The 20,857-nt window shown below is 31.8% G+C and carries 21 protein-coding genes and 1 pseudogene; 1 reads left to right on the top strand and 21 read right to left on the bottom strand.

The window, feature by feature from the left end:
- Positions 1 to 5: 5 nt before the first annotated feature.
- From ABW636_RS10670 to ABW636_RS10765, 20 genes and pseudogenes are all read right to left on the bottom strand, one after another.
- Positions 6 to 1,430 carry an ion transporter gene (locus ABW636_RS10670; protein WP_367589975.1) on the bottom strand — a complete coding sequence of 475 codons (1,425 nt, stop codon included), beginning with the start codon at positions 1,428 to 1,430 and terminating at the stop codon, positions 6 to 8.
- A gap of 37 nt (positions 1,431 to 1,467) precedes the next feature.
- On the bottom strand, positions 1,468 to 2,346 hold the full coding sequence (locus tag ABW636_RS10675; RefSeq protein ID WP_367589976.1) for a hypothetical protein: 879 nt from the start codon (positions 2,344 to 2,346) through the stop codon (positions 1,468 to 1,470).
- Positions 2,347 to 2,363: 17 nt separating this feature from the next.
- The gene (locus tag ABW636_RS10680) at positions 2,364 to 3,617 is read right to left on the bottom strand and encodes an MFS transporter (RefSeq protein WP_367589977.1); all 1,254 of its coding nucleotides are present in this window, start codon (positions 3,615 to 3,617) and stop codon (positions 2,364 to 2,366) included.
- 60 nt (positions 3,618 to 3,677) lie between these two features.
- Positions 3,678 to 4,031: a DUF6804 family protein gene (locus tag ABW636_RS10685; RefSeq protein WP_367589978.1), complete on the bottom strand. Its 354-nt coding sequence runs from the start codon at positions 4,029 to 4,031 to the stop codon at positions 3,678 to 3,680.
- Positions 4,032 to 4,057: 26 nt separating this feature from the next.
- Positions 4,058 to 4,822, bottom strand: a complete 765-nt coding sequence (locus tag ABW636_RS10690; protein ID WP_367589980.1) for a toll/interleukin-1 receptor domain-containing protein — start codon at positions 4,820 to 4,822, stop codon at positions 4,058 to 4,060.
- Positions 4,819 to 5,178: a hypothetical protein gene (locus ABW636_RS10695; RefSeq protein WP_367589981.1), complete on the bottom strand. Its 360-nt coding sequence runs from the start codon at positions 5,176 to 5,178 to the stop codon at positions 4,819 to 4,821. Before ABW636_RS10695 ends, ABW636_RS10690 begins: the two co-directional genes overlap by 4 nt.
- Before the next feature lie 68 nt (positions 5,179 to 5,246).
- Entirely contained in the window at positions 5,247 to 6,203 is a 957-nt protein-coding gene (locus ABW636_RS10700; protein ID WP_367589982.1) for a caspase family protein, read from the bottom strand.
- A 130-nt stretch (positions 6,204 to 6,333) separates the two neighbouring features.
- Positions 6,334 to 7,128 (bottom strand): hypothetical protein, encoded by a 795-nt coding sequence (locus ABW636_RS10705; protein WP_367589983.1) that lies wholly within the window; start codon positions 7,126 to 7,128, stop codon positions 6,334 to 6,336.
- A gap of 206 nt (positions 7,129 to 7,334) precedes the next feature.
- Complete coding sequence (locus tag ABW636_RS10710; RefSeq protein ID WP_367589984.1) at positions 7,335 to 7,988, bottom strand: response regulator transcription factor; 654 nt, start codon at positions 7,986 to 7,988, stop codon at positions 7,335 to 7,337.
- Entirely contained in the window at positions 7,975 to 10,089 is a 2,115-nt protein-coding gene (locus ABW636_RS10715; protein WP_367589985.1) for an ATP-binding protein, read from the bottom strand. The genes ABW636_RS10710 and ABW636_RS10715 overlap by 14 nt, the downstream gene beginning before the upstream one ends.
- Before the next feature lie 93 nt (positions 10,090 to 10,182).
- Positions 10,183 to 10,356 carry a hypothetical protein gene (locus ABW636_RS10720; RefSeq protein WP_367589986.1) on the bottom strand — a complete coding sequence of 58 codons (174 nt, stop codon included), beginning with the start codon at positions 10,354 to 10,356 and terminating at the stop codon, positions 10,183 to 10,185.
- Between the two features lie 303 nt (positions 10,357 to 10,659).
- Positions 10,660 to 11,238: a hypothetical protein gene (locus tag ABW636_RS10725; RefSeq protein WP_367589987.1), complete on the bottom strand. Its 579-nt coding sequence runs from the start codon at positions 11,236 to 11,238 to the stop codon at positions 10,660 to 10,662.
- A gap of 249 nt (positions 11,239 to 11,487) precedes the next feature.
- Positions 11,488 to 11,817 (bottom strand): DUF2834 domain-containing protein, encoded by a 330-nt coding sequence (locus ABW636_RS10730; protein WP_367589988.1) that lies wholly within the window; start codon positions 11,815 to 11,817, stop codon positions 11,488 to 11,490.
- Between the two features lie 66 nt (positions 11,818 to 11,883).
- Positions 11,884 to 12,468, bottom strand: a complete 585-nt coding sequence (locus ABW636_RS10735) for a Crp/Fnr family transcriptional regulator (RefSeq protein WP_367589989.1) — start codon at positions 12,466 to 12,468, stop codon at positions 11,884 to 11,886.
- 563 nt (positions 12,469 to 13,031) lie between these two features.
- Positions 13,032 to 13,241: a hypothetical protein gene (locus ABW636_RS10740; protein WP_367589990.1), complete on the bottom strand. Its 210-nt coding sequence runs from the start codon at positions 13,239 to 13,241 to the stop codon at positions 13,032 to 13,034.
- A gap of 106 nt (positions 13,242 to 13,347) precedes the next feature.
- Positions 13,348 to 14,058 (bottom strand): cytochrome c biogenesis protein CcdA, encoded by a 711-nt coding sequence (locus ABW636_RS10745; RefSeq protein ID WP_367589991.1) that lies wholly within the window; start codon positions 14,056 to 14,058, stop codon positions 13,348 to 13,350.
- Positions 14,055 to 15,152: a cobalt-precorrin-5B (C(1))-methyltransferase gene (locus ABW636_RS10750; RefSeq protein ID WP_367589992.1), complete on the bottom strand. Its 1,098-nt coding sequence runs from the start codon at positions 15,150 to 15,152 to the stop codon at positions 14,055 to 14,057. Before ABW636_RS10750 ends, ABW636_RS10745 begins: the two co-directional genes overlap by 4 nt.
- A 255-nt stretch (positions 15,153 to 15,407) precedes the next feature.
- A pseudogene (locus ABW636_RS10755) lies at positions 15,408 to 16,001 on the bottom strand (transposase); the annotation flags it as partial.
- A complete protein-coding gene (locus ABW636_RS10760; RefSeq protein ID WP_367589993.1) occupies positions 15,986 to 16,636 on the bottom strand; it encodes a hypothetical protein in 651 nt (216 codons plus the stop codon). The gene ABW636_RS10760 and the pseudogene ABW636_RS10755, both read right to left, overlap by 16 nt.
- A gap of 246 nt (positions 16,637 to 16,882) precedes the next feature.
- The gene (locus ABW636_RS10765) at positions 16,883 to 17,854 is read right to left on the bottom strand and encodes an endonuclease/exonuclease/phosphatase family protein (protein ID WP_367589994.1); all 972 of its coding nucleotides are present in this window, start codon (positions 17,852 to 17,854) and stop codon (positions 16,883 to 16,885) included.
- 106 nt (positions 17,855 to 17,960) lie between these two features.
- On the opposite strand from ABW636_RS10765, the gene hflX reads away from it, so the two are divergent.
- Entirely contained in the window at positions 17,961 to 19,184 is a 1,224-nt protein-coding gene (hflX, locus tag ABW636_RS10770; protein ID WP_367589995.1) for a GTPase HflX, read from the top strand.
- Between the two features lie 38 nt (positions 19,185 to 19,222).
- On the opposite strand, the gene ABW636_RS10775 is transcribed toward hflX, so the two are convergent.
- Entirely contained in the window at positions 19,223 to 20,251 is a 1,029-nt protein-coding gene (locus ABW636_RS10775; protein WP_367589996.1) for a DUF3078 domain-containing protein, read from the bottom strand.
- Between the last annotated feature and the right edge of the window lie 606 nt (positions 20,252 to 20,857).

The following is a 20,857-nucleotide window of genomic DNA, read 5'->3' on the forward strand; positions in this document are numbered from 1 at the left end:
TTGTTTTAAATGTAAATTAACCTATATTCATTATCGACCATCATAGAATTAGCAGGGGATAAATAGGGTTTGTTTTGTGCATCTATAATTCCTAAAAATGTTTTATCCATTTCTATAAAAAGATGCTTTATTTTTTTTATATCAATAGGGTTTGACACTTTTAAATCTGTTAAAGTTGTACTTTGAATACATGTATCGTTACTTTCAAAAAGTGTATAAAACAAAGTAGAGATATTAGGATTTTTTATACAATTTGCGATAATTTTTGCATCTATTAACTCTTTATAAATAATTTCATCTCCGTTAATTTTATCTTGTATAATTTCAGCATTTTGTTTGTCATTAATTTCGGCTATAGTATGCACCTGAGGAGCAACCTTTTCGATATGAAAAACGGTCATTACGGTTCTTAAATCAATATCTCTGATAGTATCGGATTCTTTAGATTCTGCAAATACTATAGCATTTTTGGCCTTGGTAATATTTACTTTTTCTAAACTTTGGTATTCTGTATAATCAGCATTAACATAGATTAATCCAGATATATCTTCTATTGATTTTGTAGTTAACAGCACTACACGATTATGGTTTTTCTTATCTCTTAAAAGATCTTCTAATACGTTTTGAGACGATTTGGTAAACCCACAGATAACGGTATGATTTGTAAGGTTCAATTTTTGGATTTTTCCATTAGAAATTGTATCCATAACTAGTTTAATTTTGTTACTAATAATTGAAATAAGGAAACCAAATATGGCCATGTTACATAGTAATAAAAACCCCGAGAGCATTTTTCCTATATAAGTTGTTGGTGTATCATCAAGTAATTCTACTATTTTTAAAGAATATAATAAGCTATCGGTATATGATGAAAAAGAAGTATCTCCAGAAGAGCTTTCTGAAACATACAACCCAAATGAAGTTGTTAATAATATAGTTATTGTAGCCGAAAGGAATATGTAAAATATTCTATTTTCCTCTCGCATTCCTTTCAGAATGATAACTAGTTTATGAAGATCCCTTAATACCTTAAATGCTTTAAAAAGTCTAACAATTCTTATAACCCTTAAGTACTTAAGCATTCTAAACATTTTAAAGCAATGAATTTCGGGTAGAATAGCTATCAAATCAATAATAGAGGACCATTTACACATCCATCTTACCTTTTGCATACAGGCAAAAAACAATCCATTTTTTTTACAGTCTTTTCTAAAATTACTACAGGCATACAAACGTGCCGTATATTCTAATATGAATATAATAACAATAGAGTTGTCTATAAATTTTAAACTATATGGTAATTCACCAGTTATATTTTCTAGGTATAATAATAAAATTGATGCAAAAACAATACAGGTAAAAAAAAGGTCGACCAGATATTTTTTTGGATTTTCTGTATTAGACAACCAATAGTATAAAAAAGATTTCATCAATACTTTTTTTTGCATAAACCATTCATTTGACATTTTATAGAAGGATAAAGTCTTGAATTATCCCTTCCAAACTAGTAGGAATATCTGCACTTTTTATCTTATACTTTTTTATGCCCATTTCTTGAAACCATTTGCTCCAATAATATTTGATAATATCTTCTGCATTAGGGTTTTTATGATTATGTTTGTCTATACCTAGAACGAGAACCTCTAGGTTTTTTAACTTTTTTTCTTTCTCCCATAAAATTCCCATATCATTCTTTTCCAATACACTTTTCCAGTTTGGTTTATTTAACAAAGGATTGTTGAGTAATTTTTGATTAATACGAGTAGTTCTTTTACCCTTTTTTTGAGTACTTTCTTTATGGTATAGATACCCGTCAGTAAGAATGATTAAAATATTTCTATGATTTTCCTTCAAACAATAATCCTTAGCCTTATCTTTAAAAAACCTCCAAATATGAGCTCCTTTTTTAGTCTCCGGATTTTCTAGAGACCACTCATATAATTTAGGTAGATATTCAGCATAATTCTTGTCAATGATTTCTATCTCATTTATAGTGCTTTTGGTAATACCAAATTTTAACTGAGTAGCTACCTCATCCGTTTTTTCAGGATTTGGATTGGGTTCAAAAAACAATTGTAAATGATCGTCTAACAAAATGTTTTTTTTAGTTGAAACATGTTCTTTAAAAACTTTAGCTATGTTCAAGACATGTTTTAGGTCATTTTCTTTTTGATTAGAATAGTTAATTCTATCGGATAAATCTAATAAGATATTGATGTTAAGACTATCATTAAAGTGTAGTTGTTTTATTTTAGTTTTAGATATCAGTTTATCATTAGGGCTTTCTTTTCCACAACTCGATAATAAACATAAATATGTTATCATAATAAGAAGTATAGGTTTCATAGAGTTATTGTTTAAGGTTACATTGTTTTGGTAAAAACTTTATTTTGATAGTCATCGGCTACCAAGTCTAATTCCTGAATATGAGATTGATAAATGGTTTGACATTCATTAAGCAATGCAATTTTCTCTTTTTGTCCCATAGGTAACTCGGCAGAGATATACTTTTGCCAGTCTTTTAAATATGCTATGGCAAATACTTTATAGTTTTGAATTGGAAGAATAAAACCTTCTATAATACATTCTAGTTCTTTATTTCTAACCCGAAATGTTTCAATCTCTTTTTTTGCAGTTTCTAGCTTGTCTTTTACCTGAATAAGTAATTTTCTTTTTTGGCTTATTTTTTCTTTGAGCTCCATTCTTAAAAATCGGGTAGTGTCTCTTTTAGCATTTTCGATCATAACCATGTCAAAAACAAGTCCCCATACCAGATATGATACAAATCCTGCAAAAATAATTAACCAAAAAGTGGGATCTTGAATGGCATGTATGATGGTAAACTCTGGTGAACTAGGCGTTTTATTAAAATCGTATTCTTTTTGATCTATGAGGTACGCAAGAATAGCATCAAAAGAAAAAGTAAGCAATAACAGTCCAGCTACTTTAAGATAACTACTTGTTTTTTTCTGACTCCAAAACATGTGAATTAAGTATCCCAATGAAAAGAACACAAAAGGAATTAAAAAAATAAAGCCTACTTCTAAGGGACCATCTTCATAAGCTTTACTTAGAGCATCTGCTTCAAAAACACTATTAAAAAGACTAATACTAGGGTCAAAAACTTTGAAAAATGCAGAATAAGAAGTGGAAATATAAAATATAAATATATAAACACTTAACGGAATTAGAAACCCTAATCCTAACCATAACTTTATATTCGATTTTGGTTTTATATCATTAACTTCCTTTATTTTTTTTGGAGTTGTCATTTCTTGAGATAACGTATCAATCTCAGATTGTATCTCATCCAACTCTTTTTGTATTCTTTCTATCTCTTCTTCTTTATGAGGTATTTTGATAAGTAGACTTTCTTTCTCGGTGGTATAAGGTTGTTTTAACTTTTGCTGTTCGTAATCATTATTTTTTGCTCTTAAAAAAAACTGTTCATATAGTGTTTCTAATGAAGATTTTAAGTTAGGTGTTCTGCCAGCACAAGCCCTAGACTCTTCATAGGCAGAAGTTGATTGATCTATTTCGGCAATAGGTTTAACCACTCCATTTTTTGATTGTGCCTCTTCTTCTTTGTTTTTTGTGAAATGTTTAAATATTTCCATCTCTATGGGTTTTAGGTTTATTTTTTACATTGAGTATTATATTCTATATCAGCGTAGTATTTAGTAGATCTTATCTCTACTATATTTACGGGTAGTTTGTTTTGCAGGTAATGTTTTTTGCTTTGATTTATGAGGATAAAAATCTATTAAGAACAACAAAGCCACCAATATGTCTACCCATATCCATTTTGATTTTTGGTGTAAGTATATTGAGATAAAAGGGTTAAAGAGAATCGCGATAACTATAAACACTCCCATCCATAGGTACTCTTTTTGGATACTTCTTTTTATGATGATCAACATTGCACCCAATGCAACCACAAATCGTAAAAAAGTATAATAGGGCATTGGAAGGTTTAAAATTGCAATACCTAAACAACAAGCGCATATTAACGAACAATATTTGGAAATCATACATTTTGGTTTTAGGGTTATCTTTACTATTTAGAAGTTTGCAAAGTGTTATTAATAACTTTAAGAGATCGATCTATTTGCTGATCCCAATGGATATGTGAAATTTTGTTTTGTATGTCGAACTCTTTTTCCAGGCGTTCTTTTAACATAATAAGCTGCCGCTTTTGATTAACGTAGATTCCTTGTGTAGTAGGAAAAACCCCTTTAACATCTTCTGCACTAAAAGGAGGGATGTATAAAGGAATTTGATCTTGTGTTAATATCCATACAGCTCCCATCTCACAAAGACATATATTGCTATTAAAAAAGTTGTTAGATAATACAAATAATACTAATGTATCTCCTTTCAATTCTTCTTTTAGAACCTCGAGATAATTTGCTCCTAACGGAGTTCCGTACCCCTCATAAGAACTACAAAATATTTGGTGACTTTTAATCCCTGTTGTTTCTAGTACATTAATAATTTCCTGTACATAAGTCAGGTCTTTTTTAGAATGACTAATGAATATCTTTTGAGGTTTAACAAGAGGGGGAGAAAGCGCTTCTTTTTTGGTTTCTGAGGGGGTTAGTATTACAGATGGTCTTATGTTTTCTTCACGTTGTATGTTTGCTAAAACATGTGCCTTTTCCTGTTTTAATATGTCTGTAAGATTTTTACGCTTTATTTCCATTTCATTTGGAATAAGTACATTATGAAGATTCATCTTTTTTTGTATCTCAACAGCTTCATATTTAGCAAACAGGTATAAGGAGATTTCTTGTGCAAGTGTATTTTTTTCTATTGAATTCATAAATAATAGGTTTTTAGTGTGTTTTTTAAAGATGCTGGTATATTGTAACTTTCTATTAAACAGAGTACTTTTAATAGACTATCTAGTTTTTGTATAGAAATATCTTTTTCTATTTTAGATTTATAGTATTGCTTAAAAAGCCATTCTGATAGGATAAAAGAAAGTACTCCTGTAATGATGAGCATTTTTATCCCTAATTCCATATGAATATTAAATCCTAGGTATTTAAGTGTATGGTTAATTGCTGCCGCTCCTGTTAATCCACTAAATTCCTTTGTAATCGTATATAACATTTGAGGTACTCCAATTGAGAAAATGAAACTAATCCATTTATAGGTGTTAAATATATTTTTCATCGATCTTTGTTTTGGTGGCTAGATCATACTTTATATTAGAACTCTGATAGTACTATATGTATCGATTTTTATAGCTGGTTTTTATTAACTAAGTCCCAATAAAACTTGCCGAGTGAGGTTAGTTCGCATGCTTTACTATCTTTTGCTGCATCGTACAAAAAGGAGGTTCCTTTGGGTAGTAAAAGCCCATTAGTATGAAACAATCGTAAATGTGCCATAATCTCTTCAAACACTTCATTTCTTGGTTCAATACTACTTTCATAAAGTGGATTGAGTAGGAGAGGTTGTTCTTTTTCTTCAAAGTATATAGGAAGTTTTCTAATAATTTTCAACGGTATCTTTGGAGGACAAAACCTTAGTGAAGACATTTTGGAAATGTGTGACTTAAAAACAGGGCGTTGCTCCCATGAATTTAATAATTGATCGGCAAAATAATAGACACCCGCTACAGTGATATTACCTAAAATATCTGAAGCTCCTCCACTCATGGCTTCATAAATAATAGAAGTAAATAATCCAGATCCATTTCGTTCTACAGAATACTGTGTATCCCTACTAGAAGTTAATATTGAAACACCTTCACGCAGCACCACTTTTCTGTTCCCGAACTCTTTTAGATTTCCCAAGTGTCCACTATGGCAAGCATCTAACATAATGATGACTTCCTTTACTTTTGAAGCGTTAGCCATTGTGATAATTTCCTGTAACGAAACACCTTCATCATATTTTTGAGCATCCTGAGTAACTAAATAACTACCAACATTATTACTGGCTCCATGTCCAGAAAAGTAAAGTACTGCAATTTCAGCTTCATGATTAAATAAAGTATGAATCTGTTTTTTGAGTTTAGAAATAGTTATAGGGTACTTAGCATCTTCTTTACTTACTAAGAGTTTACAATCAAAATTAGGAGATCCATCGTCGTTTGTGGCCAACACTTGGGTTATTTTCTTAGCATCGCTAATACATCCTTTTAATGGGGCATTTTTATAATGATTTATGCCAACGATTAAAGCTCTTCTCATGGGTATGTTTTTAAGGTTTATATTAATTTAATCTCCACTTTGGACTTTAATTCTTCGAGGCGAGTCTCGAAATATTACTACTGTTTTTCTGTTGGAAGCCTAAAGTTGGTTTCGAGATAGTTGAGTATAGTTAATCTATTAATTCTGAAACATGAACAGGTTGAAGTTTTACACCATTGATATCCTGAAATATGGAATGATCCGTTATATGTTTACTTTCTATTCCAAAAGTTTCCTTTTCGAATTTCATCAAATCCATAAATACACTTACATCGTTAGACCAATCTTTAACCAACATATCTCCTGTTTGTTTTTTGATATGAATTTGGGCATCTGCCTTTACATTTATTAGACTACTGGATTGTAAACCCTGTACATCTCCTCCAAGAGTTAGTTCTGATGTATTACTATTAGATTGTATGATTAGTGCTTTTTGAGCAATAGTTACAGAAGTAACCAGGAATGTATCATCCCAGACCATTTTTTTGCCTTGAGAATTGATTTCATTTTCTAGAGTTAAAATATTATCTAAAGAGATTTTAGAACAATTTGTAGCAAAAAAACAAATAGCACCTTCTGATGATAATTTTATGTGCAACTCTCCATTTGTTTTGGGTAATGAATCATCATTTAAATCGGCATTAAGTCCTGTTTTAAATTGTAATTGAACCGATCTTTTGCTTGTAAATCGATAAGAATCAGGAGTTTTTGACAGTTGTGTTTTTATGTGATTGATTCCTAAATTTTTGAGATTGGTAATTTTCTGAAAACTCCCTAAGGGTGCTGCTTTATTTAGAATCCCTTTTTTTCCATTAGGGAATCTAAGAATATCGCCTACTTCGACTTCTTCTCCTGGAAGAAAAACAGCGATCTTACCTAACTCACGGGCTATCTCTTTAGAATATTGTATCTCCAAGCTTTTCATTGTAAGTATATTAGTTATTTATACTTACAAAATTGAGGTTATAACATCTCCTGTAAAACCATAATATTGTGGAAATTTTATCCTCAGAATTGAGGATATTTATGAGTTTTAAGAATACTTACTAACAAAAAACACTCGATTCATAAGAATGGAGTGTTTCATGTTATTGCAATAGGACTTGTATTTTGAATGGGGTACATCAATAATTATGGAATGTACTTATTTTCTATTGCGAATTTCATAAGCCCCCTACTCGCATTTTCTACTTGTGTTTTTTCAATTAAATTGCGTCGGTGTGTTTCTACTGTACTATTGGCTATACAAAGTTGATCTGCAATTTGGGGAGTTGTTTTTCCATCGGCAATTAATTTTAATACATCTATTTCTCGTTTGGTAAGTCTTATTTCATTTTCATCCCTATTTTTCTTTCTTCGTACTCCTGATCGTAATGTTTCATTGGCATCATTTCCATAATATTCCTTACCACTACCTAATGCCTGTAAAGCTGACTCTAATTCTTCTGAACCTCTATTTTTTATAATATATCCATCTGCACCAATTTCAATTGCTTGCTTTACAAATTCTAATGTATTATTCATGGTTAGAATTAATACTTTTGTATCTGTATATTCTTCTTTTACTCTTTGAGTTAATTCAATGCCGTTCATCACTGGCATTTCGATATCCAAGATAACAATATCTACAGTTTTTTTACTGAGTACATGTAATGCTTCTTTTCCATTAAGAGCTTCTCCTACAATATGAATATTGTTACTACTCCTTAGCAGAGAACGAATTCCATCGATAACAATCTGATGATCATCTACGATGAGTACATTTATATTTTTAGAAAGTGTCATGATGTGTATTTTTATAATTAATTGGGATATCAATGGTTACTGTAGTTCCGTTTCCTTTACCAGAATCAAACACTACTTCTCCTTGTAAGTTTTCTATTCTGGATTGTATTCCTTTTATTCCTATACCAGAAAAATTAGTGATATCATTGGTATTAAAACCATCTCCATCGTCAATTACGGTTATATTAAGGGTTGTTTCTTTTTTTAGTAATTGAATACTTACCTCTTTTGCATTGGCATGTTTTAGAGTATTACCAATTAATTCCTGAATAATCCTGTAGATATTAATTTCGATTTCATTTTCTATCCGATCATCAAATCCATAATCAATGAGCTCTATTTCCAGAGCACCCGTGTTTTCTATATTTTGTTTTAGTTCATTTAATGCAGGAATTAACCCAAACTTGGTCAATACATTTGACACCATATTATGCGATATTTCTCTAACGGCAGCACACGCCTCATCTAACAATTCATTTGCTTTCGCATATTGCATTTTGGAATCGATCTGAATCTTTTCCAAATTTTCTTCTACAGATTTGTAATGAATTTTCACTACCGATAACATACTCCCTAATCGATCATGTAAATCCTGAGCGATGCGCTTTCGTTCTTTTTCCTGCCCATCAATCATAGCATGTATTGATTTTAATTCCTGGTTTTTTAATAATTTCTCGATTTCAGCTTGTTTTAGTTTTTCGTTCTGTATGGCAATCTCTTTTTGTTTTTTTTGTTTCTCGTATTTAAACAACATAAAAAATAATACACACAATGAGATACAACCAATAATCAGTGTCATGATCTGTGTTGTTTTTTGATCACTTTCGGCATCTGATTTTTCTTTTTCTGCCTTTAGTATTTTTTTTTGATTTCTTTCATAATTCAACAATTGTATTGTTTCATCATTTTTTCTAGATTGGTTTTCAAGTTGATTTCGAATGATGATATGTTTTTCATTGTAGAGGTTTGCATTTTGATAGTCTTTCATCTGTTCATATACTTCTCCTATACTTGACAAAATATCTAATATTCTATGTTCTTTTTCATAAAATTCTGCCAACTCTAAAGCTTTAAAATGATATTCTAATGCTGTATCATATTTTTCCATTTTCTTGTATGTTCTTCCTAAATGGTGATACGTATCTATTAATTGTATTGAATTTCTATTCTGTTTGGCTATTGTTATACTAAAATTATAATGATCGATAGCTTCTTGTAATTTATTCTTTTTTTCTTTTATTAAACCAATATTGTTATATACAGCTTCCTTATTTTTTACATTTAATTTTTCTTTAATGGATAGACTTTGATAAAAATGAATAAGGGCAGAATCTAATTTTTCAAGATGAACATATGATAAACCTATATTATTCTCAATACTTGCTAATTGAATAGAATCATTTAACTCAATACTTAATCTTCGACCCTTTTCTAATTCTATCAAGGCTTTTGGAGTTTTTTTTAACTCATTATAAAAAGCTCCTATATTTTTGTATGAAATGATCAACCCTTTTTTGTCTTGAATAGAATCTCTTAGGTCTATACTTTTATGATAATATTGTAATGCTATAGAGTTTTTCTGTTTTTCTTTATATAGAAGTGCTATATTGTTATAAATTAAAGCTATTTTTTTGTATTCATTTTGTTGTTGTCTAATGAATAGACTTTTGTTATAAAACTCTAACGCTTTGTCATAATCTTTTAGTTTTTTATAGAGTTTTCCTAATTGTAACATTGCTCTTGCAATACCTGATAAGTTATTTTCTTTTTCTTCAAGCTTTAATGCCTGACTTAAATTGTACTCTGCCTTTTCAAATAAGTTATTGTTCAAATATAGTGTCCCCTGCCTTATGTAACTGGTTGCTAATTCTAATGTATATCCTGCTTCATTGCTTAGCTTTTCTGCTTTTTTGGCATACATCATAGCGATAGAATCATTTTTGTATCTATATTTCCAGGATAATTCATTTAGGGTTTTAGCAAGTTCAACTCCTTCTTGTTTTGATAATAGTGTTACCAGACTATCAATAGCTTTAGAATTTTGACTTATTCCTAAAAAACTAAGGAATACAAAAAAGAAAAAACAGTTAATTTTTCTCATGTAATAGGACAACATTTATGTGGTTAATAAAAGAAAGTATGAAAAGGCTTTCTTGTTATCTTAAAGATAACGAAAGCCTTTTATTTTACACTTTTATTTGAAGATATTTTCCCCGGGTTTATCATCCTCATCTTCTTCTTCATTGGAACCCGTATCCCTTCCATCTGGTTTTGGTGTATCAATATCATTAGATACATTAAACGATGTGTCACCAATAAATGGTTTTGACTTTTCTTGGCTCTCAATAGTTGACTTCTTGTTTTTCATGTTATTTTATTTATAAGGTTTAACACTACAAATCTCTAGTATATAAGAGAGTCAAACAATCGTCAAAAATGAGTGTATTGTATCCTCATTTCTGTGGATTTTTATAATAAATTAAAAACTGAGGTATAAAAAATCAAAAAGAGAAGTTAGTAAAAAATGAAATGAACAAGACTATTATTAAGTTCGCTTTAAGTTATAATTGTATTAGAATATCGTTAACTACGCTGTGCTATATCTTGATAATTCTCTTTTATAGAACTCATCTTCAGTATTACTTTGACCTTCAAAATTCACATTTTAAAACTAATTAGGAGCAAAATTATTAGGGTCTATGATATGAAAAACATCTTGGATACCAATAATATACTCATACCTATCTCTGATTGGTTTTGCTTGAAACGCACTGAAATTTAATTTTTGATTTAATGTATCTACCAGACGTACCTCATGAACAATATTTAAATAATTAGCATCATCTGTTTTTTCTGAAATTCGTAAACGAATATTTCTTTTAGGACAAATTGAAATGCCTGGATTTACGTCAGGGTTTTTTGAAGTTATTTTCTGAAACTGAGTTGCAAGATGATGAGGTAATTCGACATATTCAGAAAAATTGTGCACATAAAAAAAGCGTTCACAGTCAATAGCCTCTTTATCAATCACAGCATCTACAATGTCTTTTTTTTGGTTTTGTAAAAAATCTAATAACTCTATATATACATCTATGTTTTTTGTTTTATCAATACGATCAACTTCTTGTTGTAAAACTTCTGCGATTTTTTCGGATGTGGCTGGTTCTTCAGGAAAAAAAGTACTGATTAAAAAAGGTATAGTAATAATGACTACTAAAATTATAAACAGGATCAAACACCCTTTTTTCATCGTCTTCTAAAGTAAAATTAATATATAATGTCATCCCAAACTAGATTTGGGATCTCATTTTTTTAGGTTGTACATATGTTAATAAGATGCTGAATCAAGTTCAGCATGACAAAAAATATAGATTTAGCCATATTAACAATAAGTTTCTATCAAACGAAAATACAAATTATTCAAAGAGAATAATATCTGTTTTTATACTGAAGAAGAACAGGAGTGTTAGGTGTCAAAAATTATTTCTTTGAGTGATTATTAGTTAGTACTCTTTTTCTGTTCTCTTAGGTACAGAAACAGAGGAAGCCCCCCTGCAATACCCAGGGCAAACGTATATATCCACACCCAGTAAATACTTTTTATTTGATATCGTTTAGATTCTTTATACGACCAAATAAGAAATAGTACCACAATAAATAGTAAATCGGTTACAAAAGCAGAAGAAACGTTATTGGCAAACATTTGACTAAATGTATCCATAGGCCGTGTATAGAGTAAATAATTACCGGTATGTATAGACTCTACTATCACAAAAATATTGGGTAGAATAGTGCCTATTATTAATAAGAAGAGATATGTTTTTTTCATGATCAAATAACTTTAAGAACGAATGTAAATATAGAATGCACCTTTCAAAAAGTTAATTGACGATCGTCAAGAAATGTCTTTGGATATAATTCTCTTTCTAATCCTACTTAGCGTTTCTGGGGTTACTCCCAAAAAAGTGGCCAATTGATATTGAGGAATACGTTGTGGTAACTCGGGGTTGGTCTGTACTAATTTGAGGTATCTTTTTTCGGCATTTAAGGTGATAAAAGACGCTATGATTTCCTGATAGACGATTAATTCTTCTTCCATCATTACTCTGGCCAGAAATTCGAACCTGGGAAACAATTCGAGAAGCTTATAGGCTACCTCATGTGTAACTATTGCAACCGAAGTGTTTTCGATTGCCTGTAAATAATGTTTTGATGGAGTTTGCCTAGTAAAACTTTCATACGAACTAACAAACATATGTTCGAAGTAAAAATAGGCGGTTTTTTCTTCTACATCGGTCTTATAAAACAATCTGATGGATCCATTTATGATAAAGTAAAATGCTTTGGATACCTCTCCTTCAGCAAGTAGTACATGATCCTTTTCTATTTCTTTTATAGGAATATGTACTTTGATATAGTTCTTTTCATCTTCTGTAAGCGATGTATGTTTTTCGAAAAATGTAAGTAAGGCTTCAATCATTCTCTAAGCTATTAAAAAAGACTCAAGAAATATACTAATTTGAGTTCGATACTAAAAAGCTATTCTCGATACAATTTTTCTCCACATCATCTCGAGCCCTTCGATAAACTCAGGACAAGCAATATCGAGAGGTTATTACAAAAAATTACTATCATTGATGTGTTTTAATACTTTGTTTTTCAAATCCTTACGCGCAGTTAAATTTCACCTAATTCCCTTTGATTTAGCTTTCCGTTCATTTTTTTTGCTCGCCCAAAGAAAACGAACCAAAAGAAAAGGCGCTTTTTTCAAGGTATTTTTCAATTTTATTGAAAACCAGATTTTTTTTGCTAAAATCTTTCCAAGGTTTCAAGATTTTTTAACGCAAAACAAATCTTATACTGGTGAAAAAAGATGCTCAAAGCTCTGCTTTGGAACGTCAGTATAACCACTGGATAAAATTTTTGTCGGATGTCTCGAACAGACGCTTTTTAGAGTATACATGATGTTAATTTACAGGTTTTTATAACAAGAAAGACCATCAAAATAAGATGGTCTTTCTCTAAAATTAGTTCTAAAATCGGTTATCTAGAAATGCATACTCCAGATGTATCCCAAGGGCGGTTTCTAAGACATGTATAAGTACCATCTATTCCAGGTATACCAGGAGGATAGCAATCCCAATCACTATGGCAAGGTTGTCCTGTTGGATCATAAGAACCTCCTATGACATTACGTTGTTTGCTTTTAGATAATTGTTTAGCTCCTTTTACATTTAAAATGTTTTTTTTCATGATTTGTTGTTTTAAAAATTTTAAATTCAAATCAAATGTAGCTTTTCGATAGTGTCCATAACCCCCTGTTTTCAGTGAAATTATAGTAGGAATATGTTAATATTATTCAAAAAAGACTTCCTTGTAACATGATCAGTCCAATAATAATAGAGATGATACCTATCACCCCATTCATCCATTTAAAAATCGACATATTACGTTCTATAAAACGACTCATGGTAAAAATAAGTACATAGCTATATACCGCCATCGAGATGATGATACCTATCGATTCTATGATCAAAATCAAAATAGCATCAGAGACTGTGTCTGCACTTATGATCAATGCAGAGGTAAGTGCTCCTCCTGTTCCTGCAAGGCCGTGTAACATCCCGATCCAAAAAGATCGGTTGATAGGATTCATGGCAATTTCTTCTCCCGATTTACCATGTAAATGAATGGGATTACTGGCAAGATGTTCGTGTGCTTCTATTTTTTTATGATCAGCCATCATTTCATTGATCTTATGATTTCTGCGAATGGCCATAATACCGAGCCAAATCATAATCGGCCCCACAGAAAATTCTGCCCAAAAAGAGATGTTTTCTACAAAAGCGTGCAACGCAGCTCTAAATGCTAATGCGATTCCACCAAACAATAATAACGTTACCGAATGCCCTAATGCCCATTGTGATGCGGTAAGTACCATTTTTATGGATACTTTCTTTTTTTGGATAGCATTTTCTGCCGCCAATACAGAAACAGCCGACATATGATCGGGTTCGAAAGAATGTAACACGCCTGCAATCAGCGGACGGGTAAGGCTCATGATATTCATAAAGAATGCTTTATATAGTGGCCATCATTATTGATCAAGTACAAATCAAGCTGTACCTTGGGTGCAATTCTCTTACAGTGATAATGGCATTTTTCTATTAGTTTTTGATAAAATTTTTCCTGATCCGTAAAAGTAAAGATTTCCCGAAGACGCCCGGCCATGTTTAGTGATAAAACTTTGTTAGCAATTTCTTTTGGATATCCGGCATCGATAGCCAATTGATAGATAAATTGTTTGTCCCAGGTTGTTTTTCCGCTATGAGTATTAGTATTGCCTTGTGCCAGTTTGGATGCTTTACCCAGCATAATCCCCATGGCTACTTTTTTGATCTGCGGGGATTCGTTTATTTTCTCAAAAGTTTCTTGTATCCAGTTTCCGTAGTGTACACAGGCAATAGGATCTATATCTGTAAATAGCGCTTTAAGCATTTTTTCGCTACGCGCTCCAGAATTAATTAATAGTTCGGTTTTATTGTTGGCAATAGCTACATCAATTCCTTGCTGGATACTTGCAATATAAGAAGCAGCAGAAAAAGGGGTGACAATACCCGAGGTTCCCAAGATGGATATCCCATGCAAAATACCCAAACGGCTATTCAATGTTTTTTTGGCGATTTGCTCTCCATTTTTTACGGCAATCCTAATAGTGACTCCGTTTTTTTCTAATCGATGATCGGCCAGTATTTTTTTACAAACGGTCCTCATCATTTTTCTGGGTACTGGGTTGATCGCTGGTTCTCCTACCGGGATTTCTAATCCTGGTAATGTTACTAGTCCAACACCTTCTCCTCTTTCAAAAACAATAGCACCTTTGGTATTAAAAGAAATGGTTGCTTTAATTTCTGCACCATGGGTTACATCGGGGTCATCTCCTGCATCTTTTATGGTAGCATAGGTCGCTTCTTTTTTAGATAGCGATACCAATTCGACCTTGAACAATACGGTCTCTCCAATGGGTAATTCTATAGGTATTTCTTTGATGGGTTGTTGGGTGACCAAACTATACAATGCAGCCTTGGTACAAGCAGTAGCACAGGCTCCTGTAGTATACCCTCTGCGTAAGGGTTTGTTGGGTATGTCTTGTAGTTCTGCCAAAGTTTGGTTAATCGTTGTTGGTTGTTAGTTGATAGTTTACCTGTTGACGTTGTTTTTAGCCCATAAAGAGTTAAAGGATTATGTGTTGTTAATTCCTTGGGTTAAAAGTACTGCTTTTTGTTTTTAGAAGGGGAAACATGGTTATTTTAACGCTTATAAGGATTACAATACTACTTACAGCATATAAAAGTATACATCACAGCATTGTTTTAATGGGGGTACCCCCCCTAGGTGGCAATGTCATTAAGTTAAGCTCTAAGTAACTGGCATATAGCCTCTATGATGTTTCTTTTTGGTCTTTTGAGTTTTCCCTCTTTCATAGGATCTATCTGGTCTTATTGGCACAGCTTCTTTGGCTACAGTTTTGATGATCTGCTCCAAGGTTTTCACCAATTTTTCATTTTGACAGAAAATAGCAACAAAACATTGTTTGAATTTAGCTAGGATACTTCTCTTATTGGCCTTATAGTGATATTTTTTCTGAGTAGCATTGGCTTGTTTCTCTACAGGTTTTTTCAGTACCATCATCGCAAGGTTATAGGTAACGATGGTAGTATGGAACTCTTGTTTTATAGAGTTCACTTTCTTTCCTGCAAAATTCTCAATAGCTAAAGCATGTTTGATATCTTTATATTGTTCTTCGATTCCCCAACGCTTATGGTAGAGCGCTTTTAAATGCTTTAGGGAGTACTTTTTTTGATTGGTCAACGAAGAAACAAGATATTCTGCTTCCCCTGTTTTTAATAGTACTTTACTGATTCTGACTTTAATTTGTTCATCTTGATATGCAATGGTGGTTATACTGTCAGTAATTCCACTTTTAATAAAATCAATTACTTCACTACAGGCGTTTTGTTGTACCCGAAAACAAAATTGACAACCTGTATTTTGTACTTTGTAGAGGAATCCCTGCCAAAATACCCTCTGTCAAAAAGGTATAGGTTGTGCTGGCCAAGTTTTTTTAAGTGGTCTATAACTTGTCTAACTTCATAAGTTTTGTAAGCACCTATACAAGCATCCAAACAAATACCATTAAGCACGTCACTGGCAAAAGAAACCTGTGCTTTGATCCAAGTTTTTCCACTAGAGAGTATGTTGTCCCCAAACTCTTTGATCGTGTGTTCATTACGGGGAAGTGTCAATACTGTACCATCAATAGCGACAAGGCGCATTTGATGGTACTGAGCAAAACTGTAATTCGTATAAAAGTAATCGGCAAGATGGAAACAAGCGGTTTTAAAGGCTTGATAACTGATCTTATCCCGGTATTGGGAAAAAGCCGAAGATGTGACCGTTCGTAAACTGTTGGCAATCCCTTTGAATTGATTGAAAAAACAGTCTAGTTCACTTTGGAGTCTTTTGTTGGGGATACTACAAATAAAAAGGAAGCAACTTTGAAAAGTGAATTTCCTAGTTCTAGAAAATGAATTGTCACCAATTTTAAAGGTATTGGTAAAATCAGGGTTTTCTATAATATTTAACAAATATTCTACAAGTTTGGCATGGTTTTTAAACCGAATACTGATTCTTCATAAATAGCTGTATTTAAGATGTTTAACTAACGTAAAGGTACAAAAACGAAGCCGTTAAACATAACAAAATCAACACTTTAAATCCTTAACTTAATGACATTGCCCTAAAAGGAGAGATTTAGAGGGGTGTTCCAAATTTACAACTTCAGCAACAGGCAAGTTGTAAAGCTAGCTTTAAAAGGATGTTATCAAGAAAGATCAATTCAATTTCAGTTGCATAAACACGGGAAAATGATCACTATACCCTCCTGTATATTTTCTACCAGCATAGGTTCTAAAAGGAGTTCCTTTATATCTGCCTTTGTATATCTTTAGAAAATCCTGATCAAAAATAGCAGCATTAGAAAAGCTATGCTTTCCTTTTTCGTATTTATGAAAATTATTAGTAAAAATAATCTGATCAAAAAGATTCCATTGGTTCCTATAATTTGTAGTACCGCGATATCGGGTTAATAACCGCTCCATAGGATTAAAAAGATCCCCTTGCACCAGATGTTTTTTAACACTTTCGTTAAAAGGATCATCGTTAAAATCTCCCATAACAATAATTTTTGCATCTGGGTTTTCGTTGGTTATGTTATCTATAATCTCACGATTTTTATCGGCCGCAACAATACGTTTATAAGAAGTACCCTCTGCTCCATCACGTCTTGATGGCCAATGATTCACTAAAATATGAACCTCTTCATTGTTTAAAATACCTGTTACCCATAAAATATCTCTGGTATAATCCCTATCCCCATTATCGTTATATACCAATACCTGAATACTCTCTGAATGCGTCACTTCAAAATATTGTTTTTGATATAAAAGCCCCACATCAATACCTCGTTCGTCTGGAGAATCATAATGTACAATCCCATAATTTTTTTCTCTTAAATGCTTGGTTTGTATCAGGTCTTCTAGCACTTTTTTATTTTCTACTTCTGCAACTCCCAACAAAACAGGAGCTTTTCTTGTTCTCGAAAATCCAATATTAGAAATAACTGTACCTAGTTTAAATAGCTTTTTCTCATAACGCTTGCGATTCCATTGTTTTTCTGAATCTGGTAAAAAATCATCATCCAGAATATAAGGGTCATCATGAATATCAAATAAGTTTTCGAGATTATAAAAAGCTACAGTATAATGATTTGTATCCTTTTTTCTGAAATAAAATTTATTGGGCATTATCGTTAGTTTTATAAGAAACCCCTTATTATATTGGTTTCTAAGCGTATAATTATCGTACTTTTGTACATTTGTTTACAGCCACAATATAATAAGAAGTTAGTTAATGTTAGAACGGAAAGAAGTAGCATACGAAAAGACAGTATTAATAGGTATCATCACCAAAAACCAGGATGAAGATAAGCTGGATGAGTTTTTAGATGAGTTAGAGTTTCTTACTTATACTGCAGGAGGCGAAGTAGTAAAGCGATTTACTCAAAAAATGGATATGCCAAACTCTAAAACTTTTTTGGGATCAGGAAAACTAGAAGAGGTACGTCTCTATGTAGAACAACATAAGATTGGCACAGTCGTTTTTGATGATGAACTTACTCCTGCTCAACTACGTAATGTAGAACGAGTGCTTAAGGCAAAAATCATAGATCGAACCAATTTGATTCTTGATATTTTTGCACAACGTGCACAGACCAGCTATGCACGTACCCAAGTAGAATTAGCACAATACCAGTATTTATTACCTCGATTAACGGGATTATGGACTCACTTAGAAAGACAACGAGGAGGTATCGGAATGCGTGGACCAGGAGAAACCGAGATCGAAACTGATAGACGTATTGTAAGGGATCGTATTTCTTTACTTAAGAAAAAGCTACTTACCATCGATAAGCAAATGGCAACACAACGTGGTAACCGTGGTAAATTAGTGCGAGTAGCATTAGTAGGATACACCAATGTGGGTAAATCTACCTTGATGAATGTAGTTTCTAAAAGCGACGTTTTTGCAGAAAATAAACTGTTTGCAACGCTAGATACTACGGTAAGAAAAGTAGTGATTGGTAATCTTCCGTTTTTACTCAGTGATACAGTAGGGTTTATTAGAAAATTACCTACACAACTTGTAGAAAGTTTTAAAAGTACCCTAGATGAAGTACGAGAAGCAGATTTATTATTACATATTGTTGATATTTCTCACCCTCAGTTCGAAGATCACATCGAATCGGTAAACAATATTCTTGGAGAAATTGACTGTAGAGAAAAGGCTACTATTATGGTTTTTAACAAAATAGATGCTTACAAACATGAAACCATCGATGAGGATGATTTGATCACCGAAAAGACAAAAATACATTACACAATCGACGAGTGGAAACAAACGTGGATGAGTAGAATAGGTGACAATGCGCTATTTATTTCTGCTATTAATAAAGAAAATATCGATACATTTAGAAACAGAGTATATAAAGAAGTAAGAGATATACATGTAACTCGTTTTCCATATAACAATTTTCTATATCCAGAAATTATAATTGATGAGCAAAACAACGAATAGTATTTAACATACTTCTATATAGTATATTTCCTCAAAGGTCAAAACTCATAAGTGAGTCCTAACCCTATAACTTCTCGTATCTGAAAACCGCTAGTAGCATTATCGTCATAGATCGCTTGAAAAACAAAACTACCTTTGATATATTTATTAACCAATAAGTTAATATTTAGAGTATAATCCAGATCTACATTAAAAGGGTCTTCTATATAATTAGAGTATAAGTTTAACAGATTTTCTATAGATACATTTTTTAACATCATAAATTTACCATAGGCAGCCAGCGATCCACCAAACTCAAAACGCGAGTTTTTATCTTTATCTACTCCAAAATAGTCTCCATCTACATAAGTTTCATCACTTGTAAATTGATCGTCAACAAAAATTAAACGAGCGGTTACAGGAGCAATGTTAACATTTAGATTATCACTTTTTTTCCATAACAAACCAGGTCCTATCTGTACAAATGCTGGAGAAAAAAAATGTGTTTCTTCTGTTCGAATGGTCTCTTCTGTATCTGTATCCTTAGAAAATCGATACCCCTTGGCAAACTGAGATCTAAAATTTATAAATAATGAATAGTTCCATAAACTTTGCCCTATCTGCTGCCCTAATCTCGAGTTAAACTCGATACGATCATTGGTTTTTCTCGCAAAATCCTCACCTCTTAAAAAAGTAAGGCCATAATCTGCCAACACCTTATTATCCCACACCAAACTATTTCGTTTATAGTTAAACTCAAAATTGAGTGCTGTATTTCCTGCAATATTAGAAGTCCCTCCTCCTTGCCAATCAAAATTAAAAGCAGACTGATTGAACAACAACGAAAAATTGGCTTTGCTTTTCCAACCTTGCTTTTCTGCAACAGTGGGTTTTGGAAGCGTAATTTCTTTTAGCTTTTGTTTTAGGACAATACTATTAAGATCATTGGTCGTATTTTGCATAATACTATCCAGAGAACGTTTTAAACGAACTTGAATCGAATCCAAATACTCGACCTTTTTTTGACTAAAAATTATAGAAACAGGAATAAAAAAAAACAAAATACTTGCTAAGAAAATTCTCTTCATCTGAATTTTATTGCAGGGATAGATTACAAAGATAAAGCAAGTAGTTTGTTTATCAAATAAAGAGTAAATATCAATTGGGATTTAATTAAAAAAAATCGCTATAAACAGAAGATATTGCTATAAATACAGCTAAAACTGTTAAAAAAAGTTAAAAAACACAAAAATCTTTATTACATACCTATAAAATCCTAAAATGCTACCACTATTTTTAATAGATTTGTTAATTGATTGATTTTTAATTTATTGTAACACTTTAAAAAATCAGTTTTTAGACAAACTATAAAAAACACAAACTCATGAAAAAACTCAACTTAAACCTAACGTATTACTGATCATAATACTACCATCCGGTATAAATACCCCCTTTTATACAATCGCATTTTATATTTATACTGTTTCTATAAATATTTGATTTCTATTAATTAAAAAGTCAAATATCCGCCAATACGTAAAGCATAGATAGATGATATAGACGTACAGTAGTAACTCTGTTGTACTATTAATACTATTTACGACATTTCATAGCGATAAAAGAATAGTTTTTGCAAGTATTTTATCTGCTTTATAACAATAAAAACACCTGATAATCAGTTAAAAAAAATTACT

It is taken from the genome of Aquimarina discodermiae (genome assembly GCF_040786235.1).
Lineage (GTDB): Bacteria > Bacteroidota > Bacteroidia > Flavobacteriales > Flavobacteriaceae > Aquimarina.